We start from the raw sequence: 16,106 nt of genomic DNA on the forward strand, positions 1-16,106 counted from the left end.
ACAAAGTATGCTGGACGATATCTGCACAATGAACTACGTCTATGGCCGATTATCTCACAACTGAAGGACATACTCAGGTTATCATTCCCCTGATCATAACCCCTTTTAGCCATCAAGCGTTACCTACCGTAGCCGGAAATTTATTTAGCGATGAGGCCGGGGCTGTGCTCATAGGTCATTATAAAATGGAGTACCTCCTTCCCAATAATGATCGGATACGTCTTATCGCTAATCACGATCAAAAAACAGTACAACTCATGTTGTTTACATACCAAGCAGAGCTCATTAAGCTGCTTCCGGGAAAACGTCATTCTTCATTAATTGCGGATCTAATAAATAAGGTTCAAAGCTATTGCATCCGCTCCGAAAGTTATACTCGTCCTCTGTCCTTACCGCAAGAACAAAAACTACAAATCACCACTGAGTGCATTAACGCCCTAAAACCCTTATTAAAAGAAGAGCGTCGCTTAAGTAGCGATAATTACGAACAACAAGAAACATTAAGACGGAAAGCCATTAGCATTATTAAGCAGCACCACGATAAAAACCGCATGCTGGCGAATAATCCTCTTATTTCTGAAGGTTCATTAGGTGATTCCCTATTTGATGCCTATAAAATCGCACAGAATTACTCGTTTAGTCGTATTCACTCTGTCTCACGCCAAGATCAAATGGATTTTAGTAAAATCAAAAAAGCCAATACTGAAAATCCATGTTTCATATGGGACAGTGAACTACACATTGGACACAACAAACGGGATTTAGATGATGCATTAAGAGTTATTTGTCACTATTATGGGATCCCCCCGGCTCCCAGCTTAAATAATGTACCGGCAAATCGGCTTGAAAAAATCCATTCGTTTTTTTATAAAATGTGGCATGACGGTCATGATTGGATCAAACACTTAGCCTCAGAAAACAAACCTGAACATAAAATTGAAGAGGAACAACCGCGACAAGGTATTTCTCTAATACAAATCACCCCCTATTACAAACTGCAAGGGCTTGACCAAAAAGCTTATCCAAGTATCAATCAGCTTGTTGCTGATTTAATGAAAAGTCCCTATGAACCCATTTTGGCTACTAATGTAAAACAAGCAAAAAAGATACTAAGTAACCAAGGTCATGCGAGCTGCGCGATTATTGTCCAAGAACAACGAATTCTGATACGCCAGGAAAATAAAATAGCGGAATTACGCTATTTCCAGCATGGCGAGCATTTCTATCCCTTACCTACTGGCCAAGATCTTTATACTTTGGCTCAAGTTTGCAAACGTCATCTCTATCTTCCTGAGAGGGCCAGTTTGCAATTTAAAACCTTTGTCACGCGCATCCCCCATTTCTTTTCTAATTTTTATAAACGCATGCATCGATTTATTATTCATGACTTAAAAGAAGAGTTTATAAATCATGTACATGCCTCGCATCAACAGAAAACATCTCAAGAGCGAGCGATTCAACCTAAGCTACGAAGTCCTCATAAAAACTCATTGGCTAGAATCTTAAGAAATAAAGGGGTGCTAACTAATGGCCAAACCTTGGAAGGATTCATAAAAGAACAAATTCGTAATAACCCCTACGTAATTGCCCAAGCCAATCATCCCCCCAGCATTCCAGCCTATGATAATCCACTGCATCGCGTACTTAATATTGTTCGTCACATAGGAAGCATTTTTATCGACGCCAGTGAACGTAATCCATTGATTGGCTCCTTAGCAATAGCTGCGTACGCTTTCGGTGGCGGAGCTATTCTTGCACCGAAACAGTTAGAAGATATTTTAATAAAACTACACTTAAGCGGTTTGATTAGCGCCATAGAGCCAACTCAAAAACTAGCACACCTACTCAATCACAGTACCTACTCACAGGCCGTATCCATATCCACCTTATATTGGCAAAGCACGGTTGTGGGTGGGAATATGGATAAGTTTTTTATTGATGCCTTCCAAATTCTTAAAGAAGATCCCGCACAAATTGCTATTATTGCCGCATTAGCGCTCAGCCTAGGTTATGGCTTAACTAAAGCGATCCCGGTTCTAGGAAAAGAAATGGGAGATTTTCCCTATACAAACTATGCTGCCCTAGGAGGTAAAGGTGGTGCAGCAATGTATGATACTATCATGCATCCTGGCGATGATTGGTTTTTAGGCACGTGGAAGTGGGTTTGCAAAAGCTTCCTCACGCTTGGCAAACTGTTTATTGCACCATTTATCGAGGGCTTCTATTACGGCTTTCATGATGGATTCATCCATGGATGGAAAAAGAATGTTCCCTTATTTCAAAAGTTTGGCAAGCAATTATTTGCAGCCATTTCGGATCTGAGCTTATCACTATTTAGCTTGGTATTAATTGGAATCGGCTCGCTTTTTATCCATGTGCCATTTCGAGGGATAACAAATCTACTTACCAAAATTTTAGGTACCCTCGGTCACATTGAACCTATAGGTAAGGTATTTCGAGATTTTGCTGACAGAACTCCTAAGCCTAATCTTCTTGCTCGATTTAGCTTTTTACCACTTTATGGTTTTAGCTCCCCCTTCGGACATTTTACAGAAAACATCCTGATTAACATAAGCATTAATGTCGGGCGCGGGCTATTCTTACCTATCGTACAACTGCTTAAAAATCTGTTAATCCTGCCACTAATCGATGTATGCTCATTGAGCATACGTCTGGGCATTACCCTTCTTAATCCTATAACTCGTATATTGGCTCATTCTTTGGGAATCGTTCTTTGTACTTTTGGCGCAGTATGGGATCCTTCTGTAGGTTCCTTATTTGCAAGCAGTGCTAATGGGTTAACTGTATTATTTAATTGGATGGACAATGGAATAAGCGCCGGAAAACAATATTTGCTCTCGCATATAGAAACCCAACGCCGGCAGCTATATCACTGGGCCTTTGAGGACGCTCATAGCACATTCCATCCTCCCCTAACCGATGAACGCTATTTTCTAGACAAACCCAGTCGCTATGAACTAGTACCTCACCGCCCAAACAGTCATCATTGCTTATTAAAGGCTCTGCTGGAACAACCAAAAACCCCACCCCCTCCCTGCTTCGAGCCAACTCATTACAATTTGTTTTCCTCAATACCTCCCCTAGACCAATCCTTAGAAGAAAGAGCAAGTCCATCAAGGAGCTATTTGTAGAGCGAAACAAGGGATTTTGGTGCCACCTCATTCCTGATTACGACTTCGTATATATGGGCTAGCTCTTTTATTTTCATAAAAAAAGCAATTAATCCTACAAAAAATAGTTAAATCATAGTAAAAATATTTAATGTCCAGAGCAGGCATCAAAAAAACTGGTGCTTTATTAAGCAATATTGTGTATAATTAACAGAAATGGGGCAATTAGGAACATATATATGAGTAAATACCAATCTACCACCGATCGCGACTATCCCCTGGCAAATAACCCCGAGGCAGACCACTGGTTAGACGAAGCAATTATGTCTCAACCTTTGTATTTTGCTGAGCCATCTGATAAAGATCTGGACCCAGATTCCCCAATTAATTTAAGTCGTTTCGGCCTTCATAATGCAACCCAAGTAAAAGCATTCTTATCATCATCCGCTGGAGAAACCCTAAAAACTGAAATCAAGGCTCAAGCAGCTCTTGATGAAGCTATTGAAGAACAACATATGTTTGAACTCCGCGAACAAGAAAAACAAAACCAACTTATCAAAGCACATCTATTACTTTGGTTGATTGAAAAAAAAGGGCATGCAGCCAGTCATCTTAGAGAGCTTATTGAAGAGCAAAATGCGAAAGCTATTCATCAAAGCAAGCCTGACGAAAAAGAAACTAAAACACCAAAAGAATCACCCAAAGTAACTCCTGAGTTACAAAACACGTTAAATAGCTATAACGCAGCAATTAGAGCATGTGAAGACCAACATAAACTAGCCTCTGCGGAAGAATCTAAGTTAACTGACGAGTTCGAAAACTTACATAAGCTAAAAGTGCGTCTTGAGAGCAAACATGAATTGTTCATGAATCAAATGGCAGCCTTTGATGAGCAAGTGGAAAACTATGAACAATTATCCGATGAAGAACTCGATGAAAAAATGAACGAGATCGAAGCCGAAATTCATCGTCAAACTGAAGTTATTTTGGATATATTAGGCAGTGACGAGCCAGGAAGTGAAGAGAAGGCACGCGAGCTATTAGATCAACAAGTTGCGCTAAACTTTGATTTGGCACAGTTAAAAGACATACGTTCTAGCCGTGAAAAGCAAAAGACTTTTTATGATGCAAACGGTGTAGAGGTCCCATCAGCCAAAGAAGCAACCTTTATTATCAACAACGATAAAAAGGTGATTAATAAAGATGGACAATATTACCTTATGAAGAAAGAAGATAATATTGAGGAAATGACAAAAGAGCAACTTGCTCAAGCATCTGCTGATTTCCAAAAAGCAGAACATGAGATATCAACCGTTAGTAAGGCAGTAACCAAAAATATGAAAATGGAAAAAGAATTTCATAATCTGGATCAACGCCTCGATAATGTCAGTGCAAAAACTCAAGAAAAACGTGATGAAAAAATGAATCTTGAGAATAAAATTGCACTTTTACAGTCTGTAAAAGCTTCTTTTGCTCAGCAAAATCCAGGATTAGAACAAGATACTGCACCTAAGCCTACACCTACGCTTTCAGGTAAGGCTCAGCCAACATCGGTGCCCACACCAGCTCCACAAGCAGTAATTAAAATCACTCACACATTAATACCTTTCTTGAGTTTGAGACCCCGTTCACCGAACGACATATCTGAAGAGATAGATAAAAATAAAAGCCTCGATGCTAAAGAGAAAGGGCAAGCTAAGGATTATTTTAGCCGATTAATAAAGCTCTTAAATCTGGGTAAAATCCCTTCTATTGCCCCATTACCGGAGACAACAATGCAATCATTGTTACAACATATGTCTCGATTTGGTGCGGTCCAAGCCAAGCCTGGAGTAAGTACAGAAAAAGGGCCTTTAGATTTGCAACAAGATGTAAAAATGTCACCTCCTGTAGATGGCCCACATGCAAAAGTTGGCCCTAAACCACCGACTCCGAAGCCAGCTCCGGAGGAACCAGAAATGAAACCATTTAATCCATCACCTTTTAAAACAGGTTATTAATCAACTTAACCTGGTTGCTTGCAGCCAGGTTTTCTCTTTTGCTAACGTATTGGGCTATGAACCCTCAATATAAAAATATAGTCCTTAACTTAATGGCAAAACCATAGTCCATGTTCTGCAATGTAATACCATTAAAATTAGGGGATATCCCAGGCTTTACAGCCTAACCGACTCCGTTTATTATAAAAGTCTCGCTCATCATCAACAGGTAGAATTAAAATGATTTTAGATACGTTATTGGGCAATCAATCCATAATCATCTCTCTGGATGTTGATAGTTTTTTATTTGAGCGTTTACAACAGATTGCTGATGCCGGTTTTACGTTGGTTGAAATTAATTCCACTGATACCCAGCTCTTGCAACAAGCAATAGACAAATTCCCCTCAATTAAAATTGGTGCGGCAGGAGTAACCGAAGTGCAGCAATTAGAATATTGCTACCATGCTGGAGTTCATTTTGCCACCAGCCCTGGGTTTTTACCCTCCATCGCACAAACGGCAACCGTTTATTCCATGAACTACCTACCTGGAATTGCAACTATATCAGAAGCGATGGCAGCGATAAGTGTAGGCTATATGCATGTCCGCCCCTTCCCTGCTGATTTAGCTTTCTGCACCATGTTGAATAAATGCTTGCCTGGATTAAAACTATTCCCAGCTGAAATTGAATGGGAAGAAGCAGAATATTTTCTAAATTTACCTGCAGTAGCAGCTGTCGGTATTAATAACCCCGATAAAAAACAATTAGCAGCACTCGCAGCTAGTGTTTTGGTGTAATAACAGCGCATTAACCTTAATACACCCATCTTTCCCCGCGGCTAAACCGCGGGATCCATATATCTTAAATAATGAATTGGATAATCCCAGAACAACCAATGAATATGCTTTTTTTTCAATCCAATGATGAGGACGATTTAAGAGAGACTTGTGAACCAACCAATGACAGCGCTCTACGCAGCTCGCTCTCTTAGGTTTTGCAATGACGTGTAGGTTGGACCTATGACCCAACCTACTATGTACCAATATAAATGTGAGTGCTTCGCCAACCAACATACCCTACTATTTTCGATTGATAATCACATCTAATACAAAAAATGCAGCACCAACACAAATCGCACTGTCAGCGATATTAAAGGTCGCAAAATGGTGATGTTGATAATACACATCGATAAAATCAACCACATAGCCATAAAAAGCGCGGTCAATTAAATTACCCACGGCACCACCTAAAATAAGGCTAATACCAGCGCATAAAAGGCGATCTTTATTGGAAGCACGAATCAGCCAAACAATAAGAACCACGCTCATAATTAAACTAAAACCAGCAAAAAACCAACGATGCCAGCCCCCAGCTCCATTTAAAAAGCTAAAAGCAGCACCAGTGTTGTATGCTAGGGTAAAATTAAGCATAGGAAAAACGGGCACAGGTTTATAAGCAATTAAAGAAGCTCCAGCCCAGTATTTACTAGCCTGGTCACAAACTATAATTAAAATACTTAATGCAAACCAATGCCATTTTTTCATATAAATTGCCTCATTTCGTTTTGGCCACTAATATTGCCAACACAACGTAAACACAGTTCTGGATGATTTGCATCCTGCCCTACATCTGGTCGTCGATGCCAGCAACGTGCACATTTCTCATGAGCGCTCGGTGCTACTAAAATAGATACACCATATTCAGTAGTCGCTAATCCAGCTGGGGCAGCACTCATAGGCTGCACCGTTGCACCAGAAGTAATAAGCAAGAAACGTAATTCCTCACCTAAACGCGTTAATTTAGGCAAAGTAGCATTCTCAGCGTATAAAGAGACCTCAGCAGCTAAAGCAGAGCCAATCTCTCCTTTTTGTCGTGTTTCTTCTAAAGCTTTATTTACTTCATCGCGAATCACATGCAACTCTTCCCACTCAGCCATGTTCACGCCCTCAACTACAGGCCAAGCATCATACCAAAGCTCAGTGAAAACCGTCTCATTGGTATAGCCAGGAATAAACTTGGCAATCTCTTCAGCGGTAAATGACAGTATGGGAGCTAACCATAAAGTAAAGGCTCTAATGATGTGATACATCGCTGTTTGGCAAGAACGTCGTGCCTTGCTTTGTTTTGCACAAGTATATTGACGATCTTTAATTAAATCTAAATAAAAACTACCCATGTCCACAGCACAGAAATTATGAATCTTCTGATAAATCACATGGAATTGGTAACTTTCATAAGCAGCAATAATTTCTTCTTGTAGAAGCTGGCAACGCTTAATAGCCCACTTATCTAATTCCAAAAGCTCCTTAGCATCAACACTATCTACCTTAGGCTCAAAATCAAATAAATTTGCTAATAAAAAGCGGGCTGTATTACGAATTCTACGGTACGCATCAGCGTTACGCTTAATAATTTCGTCCGAAATACTTACTTCATGACGGTAATCGGTAGAGGCTACCCATAGACGTAGAATATCTGCTCCATGTTGATTAACCATCTGATCCAAAGCAACATAATTTCCTTTAGACTTAGATAGCTTTCTTCCTTCAGCATCTACAGTATAACCATGAGTTAATACGGTTTTATAAGGCGCCACACCATACATAGCCACGGAAGTAGTCAATGAAGAATTAAACCAACCACGATGCTGATCAGAACCTTCAAAATAAATATCTGCAGGGAAAGCCAGTTCTTTATTTTGCTGTAACACACAATAATGCGTTACGCCTGAATCTAACCAAACGTCCATGGTGTCATTAATTTTATCGTAAAATGGTGCATCATCCCCCAGCAATTCTGCTTTATCCATTTCAAACCAAGCATCAATTCCTGATTGCTCAATACGCACAGCAACCTGTTCAATGAACTCCAGAGTTTTTGGATGCAGTTCACGGGTGGTACTGTGTACAAATAATGGCATAGGTGTGCCCCAAGCCCTTTGTCTTGATATGCACCAATCGGGTCTATTTTCAACCATATTACCAATACGAGCCTTACCCCAATCTGGAACCCAGTTAACCGTATCAATTTCTTTCATAATCGCCGGTCTTAACTGGTTTTTATCCATGGAAATAAACCATTGCGGCGTTGCTAAAAAGATCATCGGTGATTTATGGCGCCAGCAGTGTGGATAGCTGTGTCGAATAGTTCCTTTAGCTAATAAAACTCCATTCTCAGCTAATACTTCAACAACACGTTCATTGACCTTTAATACATGCTGTCCCGCAAACAAATCGACATCTTCAGCAAAACATCCATTAGCCTTAACTGGATTGATTAAGGGTAAGTTATAAGCTTTACCAATTAAATAGTCATCAGGACCATGAGCGGGTGCAGTATGTACTGCTCCAGTACCAGAATCAGTCGTTACATGCTCACCTAAAACAACTGGAACAACACGGCTATAAAAAGGATGTTGTAATTTTAAATGTTCAAAGGCCTTACCTTGTACGGAGCTTTTAATGGTATATCCAGTGATCCCATAACGTTCCATTGCGGATTCGACAAGATCAGTCGCTAATACTAAATAAAAACTTCCGGCATCAACTAGAGAATATTCAATTTCTGGATGCAAGCATACCGCTTCATTCGCAGGCAAGGTCCAAGGAGTCGTTGTCCAAATAGGAACACTTAGCTTCTTAACATCCGCTTTAATATTAAAATGATTGATAAACTCTTCCGGATTAACCGCAACAAAGCCGACATCAATAGAAATAGAAGTTTTTTCTTCGTAATCCACCTCAGCTTCCGCTAAAGCAGAACCACAATCGATACACCAATGCACGGGTTTAAACCCTTGTTGCAGGTGATCGTTTTTAATCATTAAACCCAAGGCACGGACAATATTGGCCTCATAACGAAAGTCCATAGTGACATAAGGATTATACCAATCCCCTAACACACCCAAACGTTCGAATTCTTCGCGTTGAATATCAATTTGGCTACCCGCATATTCGCGACATTTTGCACGAAACTCTCGAGCAGAAACCTTATCACCAGCACGGCCTATTTTTTTCTCAACATTAAGTTCAATTGGTAAACCATGGCAGTCCCAACCCGGAACAAAAGGCGCATCATAGCCACTAAACAATTTAGACTTGATAATAATGTCTTTAAGAATTTTATTTAAAGCATGACCGCAGTGTAAATGACCATTTGCATAAGGAGGTCCGTCATGCAGAATAAATTTTTTACTGCCGGCACGTGCTTTACGAATTTGTTCGTAAACTTTTTTTTCCTGCCATTGAGCTAATGCTTCTGGCTCCCTGGTTGCCAAGCTTGCCTTCATTGGAAATGAAGTATTAGGAAGGTTTAATGTATCTTTATATTCTGCCATAACTGACCACCACTTTACGAAATCGTTAGGTTATTGACGAATGTTTTCGCCACATCAATATCATCACGTATTTGCTCGATCAAAGCATCCACCGAAGTGAATTTAACCTCATCACGTAGCTTGTGCAAGAAAAATACCTGCACTAATTCTCCATAAATTGACTGTTCGAAATCAAATAAATGGACCTCCAAAACACACTTGGTGCCATCTACTGTGGGTCGCCTTCCAATATTAGCAACCCCATATACTGTTTGCTGGGATGCAAGACGAACTTTTACCGCATAAACCCCTTGCAAAGGAACAGACAAACGTCGAAGACCGATATTTGCAGTAGGAATACCCCACTGACGCCCACGCTGTGCACCATGGACTACTCGCCCACAAATACTGTAGGTTCTACCTAAATATTTAGCTGCAGTTTCCAAATCTCCTGCACCTAATGCCATTCTAATTTTTGTAGAACTAATTCGGTCTTTATTAATACAAAAATCAGAATAAACATGTACATTACAGGCATACTCTGCGCTGAGTCGCAAAAGCAACTTCACATCCCCTTCTCTGTTTTTTCCAAAGCGAAAATCTTCGCCTACAAGGAGATGCTTTATGTTTAATGTAGAAAATAAATAGTTACGCGCAAATTCAGTTGCCGTAGTTTGTGCAAACACTTCATCAAACTTAATACAATAAACATAGTCAACCTGACAACGACGCAACACATCAAGCTTCTCTCTTAAACCAGAAAGTCTTGCTGGAGCCTGTTCCTTTTGAAAATATTCTCTTGGTTGTGGCTCAAATAAAATTAAAACCAAGGGAAGATTCAATGCATTAGCCTTAGCCCTTAAAGTTTTAATTAAATTTTGGTGTCCTAAATGAACGCCATCAAAATTGCCAATGGTTGCAACCACGCCCTTATCAAAAACAGAAAAATGGTGAATACCACGTAACAATCTCATTGAATCATTCAATCGGTAAACTAAAACGTCATAGTATACTTCTTTTCTCGCCTATTGAGAAATGATAAGGAAAAGAAACAGTAAATAGACAGGTACTATTTTCTGTTTCTAACTAGGGGGTTATATGATCTTAGTTAATACTGCTGCTTGCCCGTGCTATGCTTGAAAAAATATTCTCTTCTTCATCATCAATTAACTGATTGTTAATTTCTTTTTGGCTTAATCCATTCGCATCAACAGCTCAGGTCAAATATCAAATGGATTCTTTTCTAGGAATATATATACGAAAATCGAGGTGTAAAGCCATATTTGAGGCAAATATGGCTTTTAGTAGCTACTATTTTTCATTAATGTTAGAACGCACAATTAAAACGTCACATTGCGCATTATGCAAAATAGAGTTAGCAGTAGAGCCTAACAGTAAAGAAAGGCCATGTTTTCCATGACTACCGGTGACAATTAAATCAATATTACGTTCTTTAGCCACTCTTAATATTTCATTTTTTGTAGAACCAAATTCGATAAAGCGATGTTGATCATCAACCCCTAATTTATCGCCTAACTCATTTAATTCTTTTTCTGCTTGTTCACGAATAGACAATTCCACTTCAGCAAAGCCTGCAAAACCAGGGTAGGCATAAGCAGGAATAGGTTCAACAACATGAACTAAAATCAAATCCGCCCCATTTTCATCAGCAATTTTTTTTGCCTTATGGGCCGCCAGTACACCAACCTCATCAAAGTCAGTCGCAAACAATACCCTCTTATACATCATTTTCTCCTTAAAATACTGATGTCTATCTTAAAGACTAGCAGATTTCTTATGAAATTGTAGCTTTGAATTAGTAAAAACAAGCTCGCAAAAGTGGACTATCTCGTAAAGGTTAGCTAGCCTTAATTTATGCTCTTGAACTAAATAACTATAAGAAACCAAGAGGGAGAAAGGAATGTTCTTCAAAATTTTTACGGATAAATCCTCTGCGAAGAAAAATGATTTTGATGTCAAACTAAGAGAAGTAATCGAAATAATCAGGGATAATCAATCCATCGTTGCAAGACACGTTATTAAGGCACTTGATTCTCAGAAAATTACAGTCAATTCTTTTTTTAACATGTCACCCAGACATTATGAAACAATGCAAGAAGAGTTGTTAACAGAAGAAAACACCACCATTCCACCAGATTATCCACCATCAGAAGAAGCAGTAAAAATTATCGAAAGCAAATATTCAGGAATTATCTACGAAGACAAACATATTTATTTAAGCCTAGAGCGCAGTGTGGAAGAAATAGCCAGCACCTTGGTTCATGAAGTGTGCCATTTCCTTAACAGCGATATTTTTAGACAAGAAAAGAAAAACAGCACGACCCTGCTCTATAGATACAAAGATGAAGTACGTTCGTTTACTGCAGAAAAAATCTTTGAATTGGATGGTCGTTGTATGCTTCGTAGCTATACTAGAAAAATTCATGCACATGTAACTCGGGCTTACCCTGAGTTTGTAGATCCAGATATGGATACGAAGAAAATGGGGTATGTTTATTCTTGTTTTGATACTCCAATGAAGTAGTATTATGTTTATTCTGCCTGAATTACCGAGGCCCAGACACGGTAATTCAGGCATTACACTCTTAAAAATCGCTTGAACCTCTAAAGTTCCTTCTGATTAATAGAAAAACGACTAAAAATTAGCTGCCCTCAAAGTTCCACTCAATCCAAACTTTTCTCTTTCAGCTGTATTTGCTCTTCTGCCTTAGCAATAGCCTTACGAATAGCTTGAGCCTCTTCAGACTGCTGAGGGGCGAACTTTAGTAAACGCTGCCAATATGCAATGGCTTCTTCATAAGCATGGCTTACGTAAGCATTCATCGCCATCATTGCTAACGCATCAGGTTGATTCGGATTATTTTTTAATAAATTAGCAAAAATGCTCCTAACTTGCTCGGTAAACTGTCGGTTATTTAATACCCATAAACTGTGTGCATAATTAACCGCATATTGCTCATTTTTAGAATCAAATTGATAAGCCTTGGCAAACGCATCTACTGCATTTTGTTTTTCTTCTTGGCCTGTATATAAGCGACCTAAAAGATACCAACCTTTCGCGCTCTTAGGGGTATCATCTAACTTAGCACGTAGTTTAGTGATTAACTCCTGAGGACTTTTAATCGATTTAAGCATTGCATCTACTTTCTGCTGTTTTTCTTGAACTTGCAGATAATCCTGCCACTTGGCAAAACTACCCCAATTGAAATACCCAGTAAATGCCAGGATAAAAATAATTGGCACCAACAATAAGCTAGCAAGCCAATGGCGTCTTAAAGGATAAATAATTACCATACTTGCTAAAAGAGTTAGCGTAGCGAGTAGCGCTAATAACCACCATTCATTCATATTAAGGACTCACTAAGGTTTTTTTCTTAGCAAAACAAGTTCGCCAAAAAATCAAAAAGCCTAAAATTAAAAATAAAACTGGGCCAAACCACAATAAATACGTTATTGCTTTAACCGGGGGTTTAAACAGAATAAAATCTCCATAACGTGCGGTAAGATAATCAGTAATTTCACTGTCGCTCTTGCCTTCCTTCACTAATTGATAGACCTGCCCTCTTAAATCCTTAGCGAGCTCCGCATTGGAATCCGCTAAATCCTGGTTTTGACACACCAAGCATCGTAAATCTTTTAACAAATGACTAAATTGGGCTTCTTTTTTGGCTGAATCTAAAGGGTAGATACCATTTGCCCAAACACCCGCTGGGGCTAAAACCAACCAGAGCAAAACATAAATCCACTGCAAGCGCTTCATGCCATCTGCTCCAATTGTTTGATTAAAGGTAGGACTTCCTTTTGCCACAGCTCTTGATTCATTACTCCAGCATGGCGGTAACGAATCACGCCTTTTTTATCAATGACAAAAGTTTCTGGCGCCCCATAAACTCCTAAGTCAATTGCAGCACGCCCTTCACGATCTTGCATTACCAACTTATAAGGATTCCCCCATTGGCTTAACCATTGCAATGCATCTTCAGGCTTGTCTTTATAATTTAATCCATAAATAGGCATCCCTTCGCGTGCTAATTGCAACATAAAGACTTGTTCATCAGTACAGGCAGCACACCAACTAGCCCAGACATTTAATAAAACGACTTGATTGCGAATGTTCTGGGAACTAAAAGAGGACTCAGGATGATGTAATTCAGGCAGTGTAAAATCAGGCACCAATTTTCCTACCTGCACTGAAGGCAAATTATGTGGATTTAAAGAAAGTCCACGCCAAAGGAAAATACTCAATAAAACAAAAAGCACTATAGGAATTACTCTCCACCCTATTTTTCTCATGCTAAGGCTCCCGCTGTTTGTCTTTTTTGATAATAACGTCTGTCAGTCAATGCAAAAAAACCACCGGCTAAAATCATAAACCCACCCGCCCAAATCCAGCGCACAAAGGGTTTGTAATAAAGACGAACCGACCAGGAATCACCGTTTAAAGGCTCGCCTAAGGCAACATAAATGTCTCGAAATGGAGTTACATCAATGGCCGACTCAGTCATTGCCATTTGCCCAATGGTATAGAGTCTTTTTTCTGGGTAAATCAACCTTGTTTTGCCATTATGGCTGATTTTAAATTGTGCTTGTGTTCCTTTATAGTTAGGCCCATCTAAAGGCTTCTGGTTTACAAACTCAATAGAGTAGCCAACCAGATCAATTTTTTTCCCAGGCTGCATTTGTACATCATCTTGCACGCCATAAGCAGTGGAAACGGCAATGCCAATCACTGAAGCAGCAACACCAAAATGAGCTAATACCATGCCCCAATAAGCTTGGCCAACACGAGTCAAACCACCACGCTCTTTAATGCGTTTAATCACTGCCTTGCTGGTGCTTAACACAATCCACGTTGCTAAAACTAATCCCAAAAAGGCTGAAGCATCAAACTCATGATGAGTCAGTAATAATAAAGCACAAGGTAGCGCAATACTCAGTACCGCCACACTCCATAATTTCTTGAAGACACCCATCCAACTATCTGAGTGCCATTTTAAATGAATACCCAAGCCCATCAGCAGCAACATAGGAATCATTAAGGGAACGAATACAGCATTGAAATATGGAGCCCCTACCGATAATTTCCCTAAGCCCAAACCTTCAACCAATAATGGATAAACAGTCCCCATGAGAACCGTGAGCATAATCACTACTAAAAACACATTATTCAAAAGCAACGCGCTTTCACGCGACAAAGGACTAGGGTTATTTGTTGCATGCAACGTTTGCGCACGAAACAAAAAGAGCAGCAAGGAGCCACCAATAACAAACAATAAAAAGCCTAAAATGAATAAACCTCGTTGTGGATCCACGGCAAAGGCATGCACTGAGGTAAGCACCCCTGAACGCACTAAAAAGGTACCGATTAGACTTAAAGAAAAAGCAGCAATTGCTAAAAGCATAGTCCACGCTTTAAATTGGTGACGCTGTTCGGTCACAGCCAAAGAATGCAATAAAGCGGTTCCTACCAACCAAGGCATAAATGAAGCATTTTCAACTGGATCCCAGAACCACCAGCCTCCCCAACCCAGCTCGCGATAAGCCCACCAACTACCTAAAGTAATTCCCGCAGTCAAACAACACCAAGCCGCTAAAGTCCAAGGTCGGGTCCATTTAGACCAGCTACTTTCAACCTTTCCAGCCCATAAAGCAGCAATAGCAAAAGCAAACGCTACTGAAAAGCCTACATAGCCCATGTACAACATGGGGGGATGAAATAAGAATCCAGGATCTTGTAATAAAGGATTTAAATCACGCCCTTGAGTATTTAACACTTGAAATTGACGTAAAAAAGGATTTGAGGTTGTTAATAAAAAGAGAATAAAGCCAATGCTTAACCAGCCCAAAACAACGAGTACGCGCGTGCGCATTTCTTTATCTAAACCTGTACTAAAACAAGCTACCATCAAGGTCCAAAAACTTAGAATCGCAACCCAAAGCAACATCGAACCTTCATGCCCCCCCCATACTGCGCACAACTTATAAAACCAGGGTAAGGCAACACTAGAGTTACTCATCACGTAAATAACAGTGAAGTCATCTTTTAAGAAACAAATCGTAAGAAGGATATAGGTTAACGCAATAAATAAAAACTGCGCAACAACATAGGATTTTGCGGCATCCATCCATTCAGGCCGTTTTAATTGCAAGCCGATTAACGGAATTACTGCTAAAGCCAGGGAAGCCATTAAGGCCAGAATAAGAGAAAAAAGTCCTAGCTCAGCAATCATGAATTCACCTTTGGCGCTAACGCCGCTTTTACTTCAGGAGGCATGTACTTTTCATCATGTTTTGCTAGTACGCGAGTTGCCTGAACATGCTGGTTATCAATCAATTGCCCTTCCACAACAACCCCCTGCCCTTCACGAAATAAATCAGGCAAAATACCGATATGAACTACAGTCACAGTTTGCCTCAAATCAGTAACCCTAAATTCAACTCTTAAGCCTTCTTTAGCACGTACTAATGAGCCTTTTTCAACCATTCCCCCTACGCGAATCGCTTGTTTTGCTGGCGCTTGTCCTTCTGCAATTTGCGTTGGGGTATAAAATAAACTGATATTTTGTCTCAAGGCATATAAAACCAAACCTGCGGCTATAGATAAAGCAATAAAAGAAGACAATAAAATCAAAAGCTTACGTTTACGAGCTGGATTCATA

At 39.7% G+C, this 16,106-nt stretch carries 13 protein-coding genes; 4 read left to right on the plus strand and 9 right to left on the minus strand.

From position 1 onward, the window contains the following. Positions 1 to 41: 41 nt before the first annotated feature. From J2N86_RS10805 to J2N86_RS10815, 3 genes are all read left to right on the plus strand, one after another. On the plus strand, positions 42 to 3,152 hold the full coding sequence (locus J2N86_RS10805; RefSeq protein ID WP_252579474.1) for a hypothetical protein: 3,111 nt from the start codon (positions 42 to 44) through the stop codon (positions 3,150 to 3,152). Positions 3,153 to 3,370: 218 nt separating this feature from the next. Next, a complete protein-coding gene (locus J2N86_RS10810; RefSeq protein ID WP_252579475.1) occupies positions 3,371 to 5,131 on the plus strand; it encodes a hypothetical protein in 1,761 nt (586 codons plus the stop codon). 219 nt (positions 5,132 to 5,350) lie between these two features. Then, on the plus strand, positions 5,351 to 5,908 hold the full coding sequence (locus J2N86_RS10815) for a beta/alpha barrel domain-containing protein (RefSeq protein WP_252579477.1): 558 nt from the start codon (positions 5,351 to 5,353) through the stop codon (positions 5,906 to 5,908). 282 nt (positions 5,909 to 6,190) lie between these two features. Here the strand turns inward: J2N86_RS10815 and lspA are convergent, their stop codons facing one another. The 4 genes from lspA to J2N86_RS10835 all read right to left on the minus strand — a co-directional run bounded on the left by lspA (position 6,191) and on the right by J2N86_RS10835 (position 11,172). Next, entirely contained in the window at positions 6,191 to 6,655 is a 465-nt protein-coding gene (gene lspA, locus J2N86_RS10820; RefSeq protein ID WP_252579479.1) for a signal peptidase II, read from the minus strand. Next, positions 6,652 to 9,447: an isoleucine--tRNA ligase gene (ileS, locus tag J2N86_RS10825; RefSeq protein ID WP_252579480.1), complete on the minus strand. Its 2,796-nt coding sequence runs from the start codon at positions 9,445 to 9,447 to the stop codon at positions 6,652 to 6,654. Before ileS ends, lspA begins: the two co-directional genes overlap by 4 nt. A 14-nt stretch (positions 9,448 to 9,461) precedes the next feature. After that, positions 9,462 to 10,400 (minus strand): bifunctional riboflavin kinase/FAD synthetase, encoded by a 939-nt coding sequence (ribF, locus tag J2N86_RS10830; RefSeq protein ID WP_252579482.1) that lies wholly within the window; start codon positions 10,398 to 10,400, stop codon positions 9,462 to 9,464. Between the two features lie 337 nt (positions 10,401 to 10,737). After that, positions 10,738 to 11,172, minus strand: a complete 435-nt coding sequence (locus J2N86_RS10835) for a universal stress protein (RefSeq protein ID WP_252582444.1) — start codon at positions 11,170 to 11,172, stop codon at positions 10,738 to 10,740. Between the two features lie 175 nt (positions 11,173 to 11,347). Here J2N86_RS10835 and J2N86_RS10840 point away from each other — a divergent pair, with 175 nt between their 5' ends. Next, positions 11,348 to 11,971: a hypothetical protein gene (locus tag J2N86_RS10840; protein ID WP_252579484.1), complete on the plus strand. Its 624-nt coding sequence runs from the start codon at positions 11,348 to 11,350 to the stop codon at positions 11,969 to 11,971. A 140-nt stretch (positions 11,972 to 12,111) separates the two neighbouring features. On the opposite strand, the gene J2N86_RS10845 is transcribed toward J2N86_RS10840, so the two are convergent. From J2N86_RS10845 to ccmE, 5 genes are read right to left on the minus strand one after another with little or no spacing between them, the layout of a single operon-like run. After that, the gene (locus J2N86_RS10845; protein ID WP_252579485.1) at positions 12,112 to 12,795 is read right to left on the minus strand and encodes a tetratricopeptide repeat protein; all 684 of its coding nucleotides are present in this window, start codon (positions 12,793 to 12,795) and stop codon (positions 12,112 to 12,114) included. A gap of 1 nt (position 12,796) precedes the next feature. Continuing rightward, complete coding sequence (locus J2N86_RS10850; protein WP_252579487.1) at positions 12,797 to 13,207, minus strand: cytochrome c-type biogenesis protein; 411 nt, start codon at positions 13,205 to 13,207, stop codon at positions 12,797 to 12,799. Further along, complete coding sequence (locus J2N86_RS10855) at positions 13,204 to 13,740, minus strand: DsbE family thiol:disulfide interchange protein (RefSeq protein ID WP_252579489.1); 537 nt, start codon at positions 13,738 to 13,740, stop codon at positions 13,204 to 13,206. Before J2N86_RS10855 ends, J2N86_RS10850 begins: the two co-directional genes overlap by 4 nt. Then, entirely contained in the window at positions 13,737 to 15,677 is a 1,941-nt protein-coding gene (locus J2N86_RS10860) for a heme lyase CcmF/NrfE family subunit (protein ID WP_252579490.1), read from the minus strand. The genes J2N86_RS10855 and J2N86_RS10860 overlap by 4 nt, the downstream gene beginning before the upstream one ends. Further along, positions 15,674 to 16,105 carry a cytochrome c maturation protein CcmE gene (gene ccmE / locus J2N86_RS10865; protein WP_252579491.1) on the minus strand — a complete coding sequence of 144 codons (432 nt, stop codon included), beginning with the start codon at positions 16,103 to 16,105 and terminating at the stop codon, positions 15,674 to 15,676. Before ccmE ends, J2N86_RS10860 begins: the two co-directional genes overlap by 4 nt. Position 16,106: the final 1 nt, after the last annotated feature.

The sequence above is a fragment of the Legionella lytica genome (assembly GCF_023921225.1).
Classification (GTDB): domain Bacteria; phylum Pseudomonadota; class Gammaproteobacteria; order Legionellales; family Legionellaceae; genus Legionella; species Legionella lytica.

Coding starts and splice junctions, on each gene's coding strand:
- J2N86_RS10840 (WP_252579484.1), top strand. CDS start 11,348: ATGTTCTTCAAAATTTTTACGGATAAATCCTCTGCGAAGAAAAATGAT.
- J2N86_RS10855 (WP_252579489.1), bottom strand. CDS start 13,740: ATGAGAAAAATAGGGTGGAGAGTAATTCCTATAGTGCTTTTTGTTTTA.
- J2N86_RS10810 (WP_252579475.1), top strand. CDS start 3,371: ATGAGTAAATACCAATCTACCACCGATCGCGACTATCCCCTGGCAAAT.
- ribF (WP_252579482.1), bottom strand. CDS start 10,400: ATGAGATTGTTACGTGGTATTCACCATTTTTCTGTTTTTGATAAGGGC.
- J2N86_RS10835 (WP_252582444.1), bottom strand. CDS start 11,172: ATGTATAAGAGGGTATTGTTTGCGACTGACTTTGATGAGGTTGGTGTA.
- J2N86_RS10805 (WP_252579474.1), top strand. CDS start 42: ATGGCCGATTATCTCACAACTGAAGGACATACTCAGGTTATCATTCCC.
- lspA (WP_252579479.1), bottom strand. CDS start 6,655: ATGAAAAAATGGCATTGGTTTGCATTAAGTATTTTAATTATAGTTTGT.
- ccmE (WP_252579491.1), bottom strand. CDS start 16,105: ATGAATCCAGCTCGTAAACGTAAGCTTTTGATTTTATTGTCTTCTTTT.
- J2N86_RS10815 (WP_252579477.1), top strand. CDS start 5,351: ATGATTTTAGATACGTTATTGGGCAATCAATCCATAATCATCTCTCTG.
- J2N86_RS10845 (WP_252579485.1), bottom strand. CDS start 12,795: ATGAATGAATGGTGGTTATTAGCGCTACTCGCTACGCTAACTCTTTTA.
- J2N86_RS10850 (WP_252579487.1), bottom strand. CDS start 13,207: ATGAAGCGCTTGCAGTGGATTTATGTTTTGCTCTGGTTGGTTTTAGCC.
- J2N86_RS10860 (WP_252579490.1), bottom strand. CDS start 15,677: ATGATTGCTGAGCTAGGACTTTTTTCTCTTATTCTGGCCTTAATGGCT.
- ileS (WP_252579480.1), bottom strand. CDS start 9,447: ATGGCAGAATATAAAGATACATTAAACCTTCCTAATACTTCATTTCCA.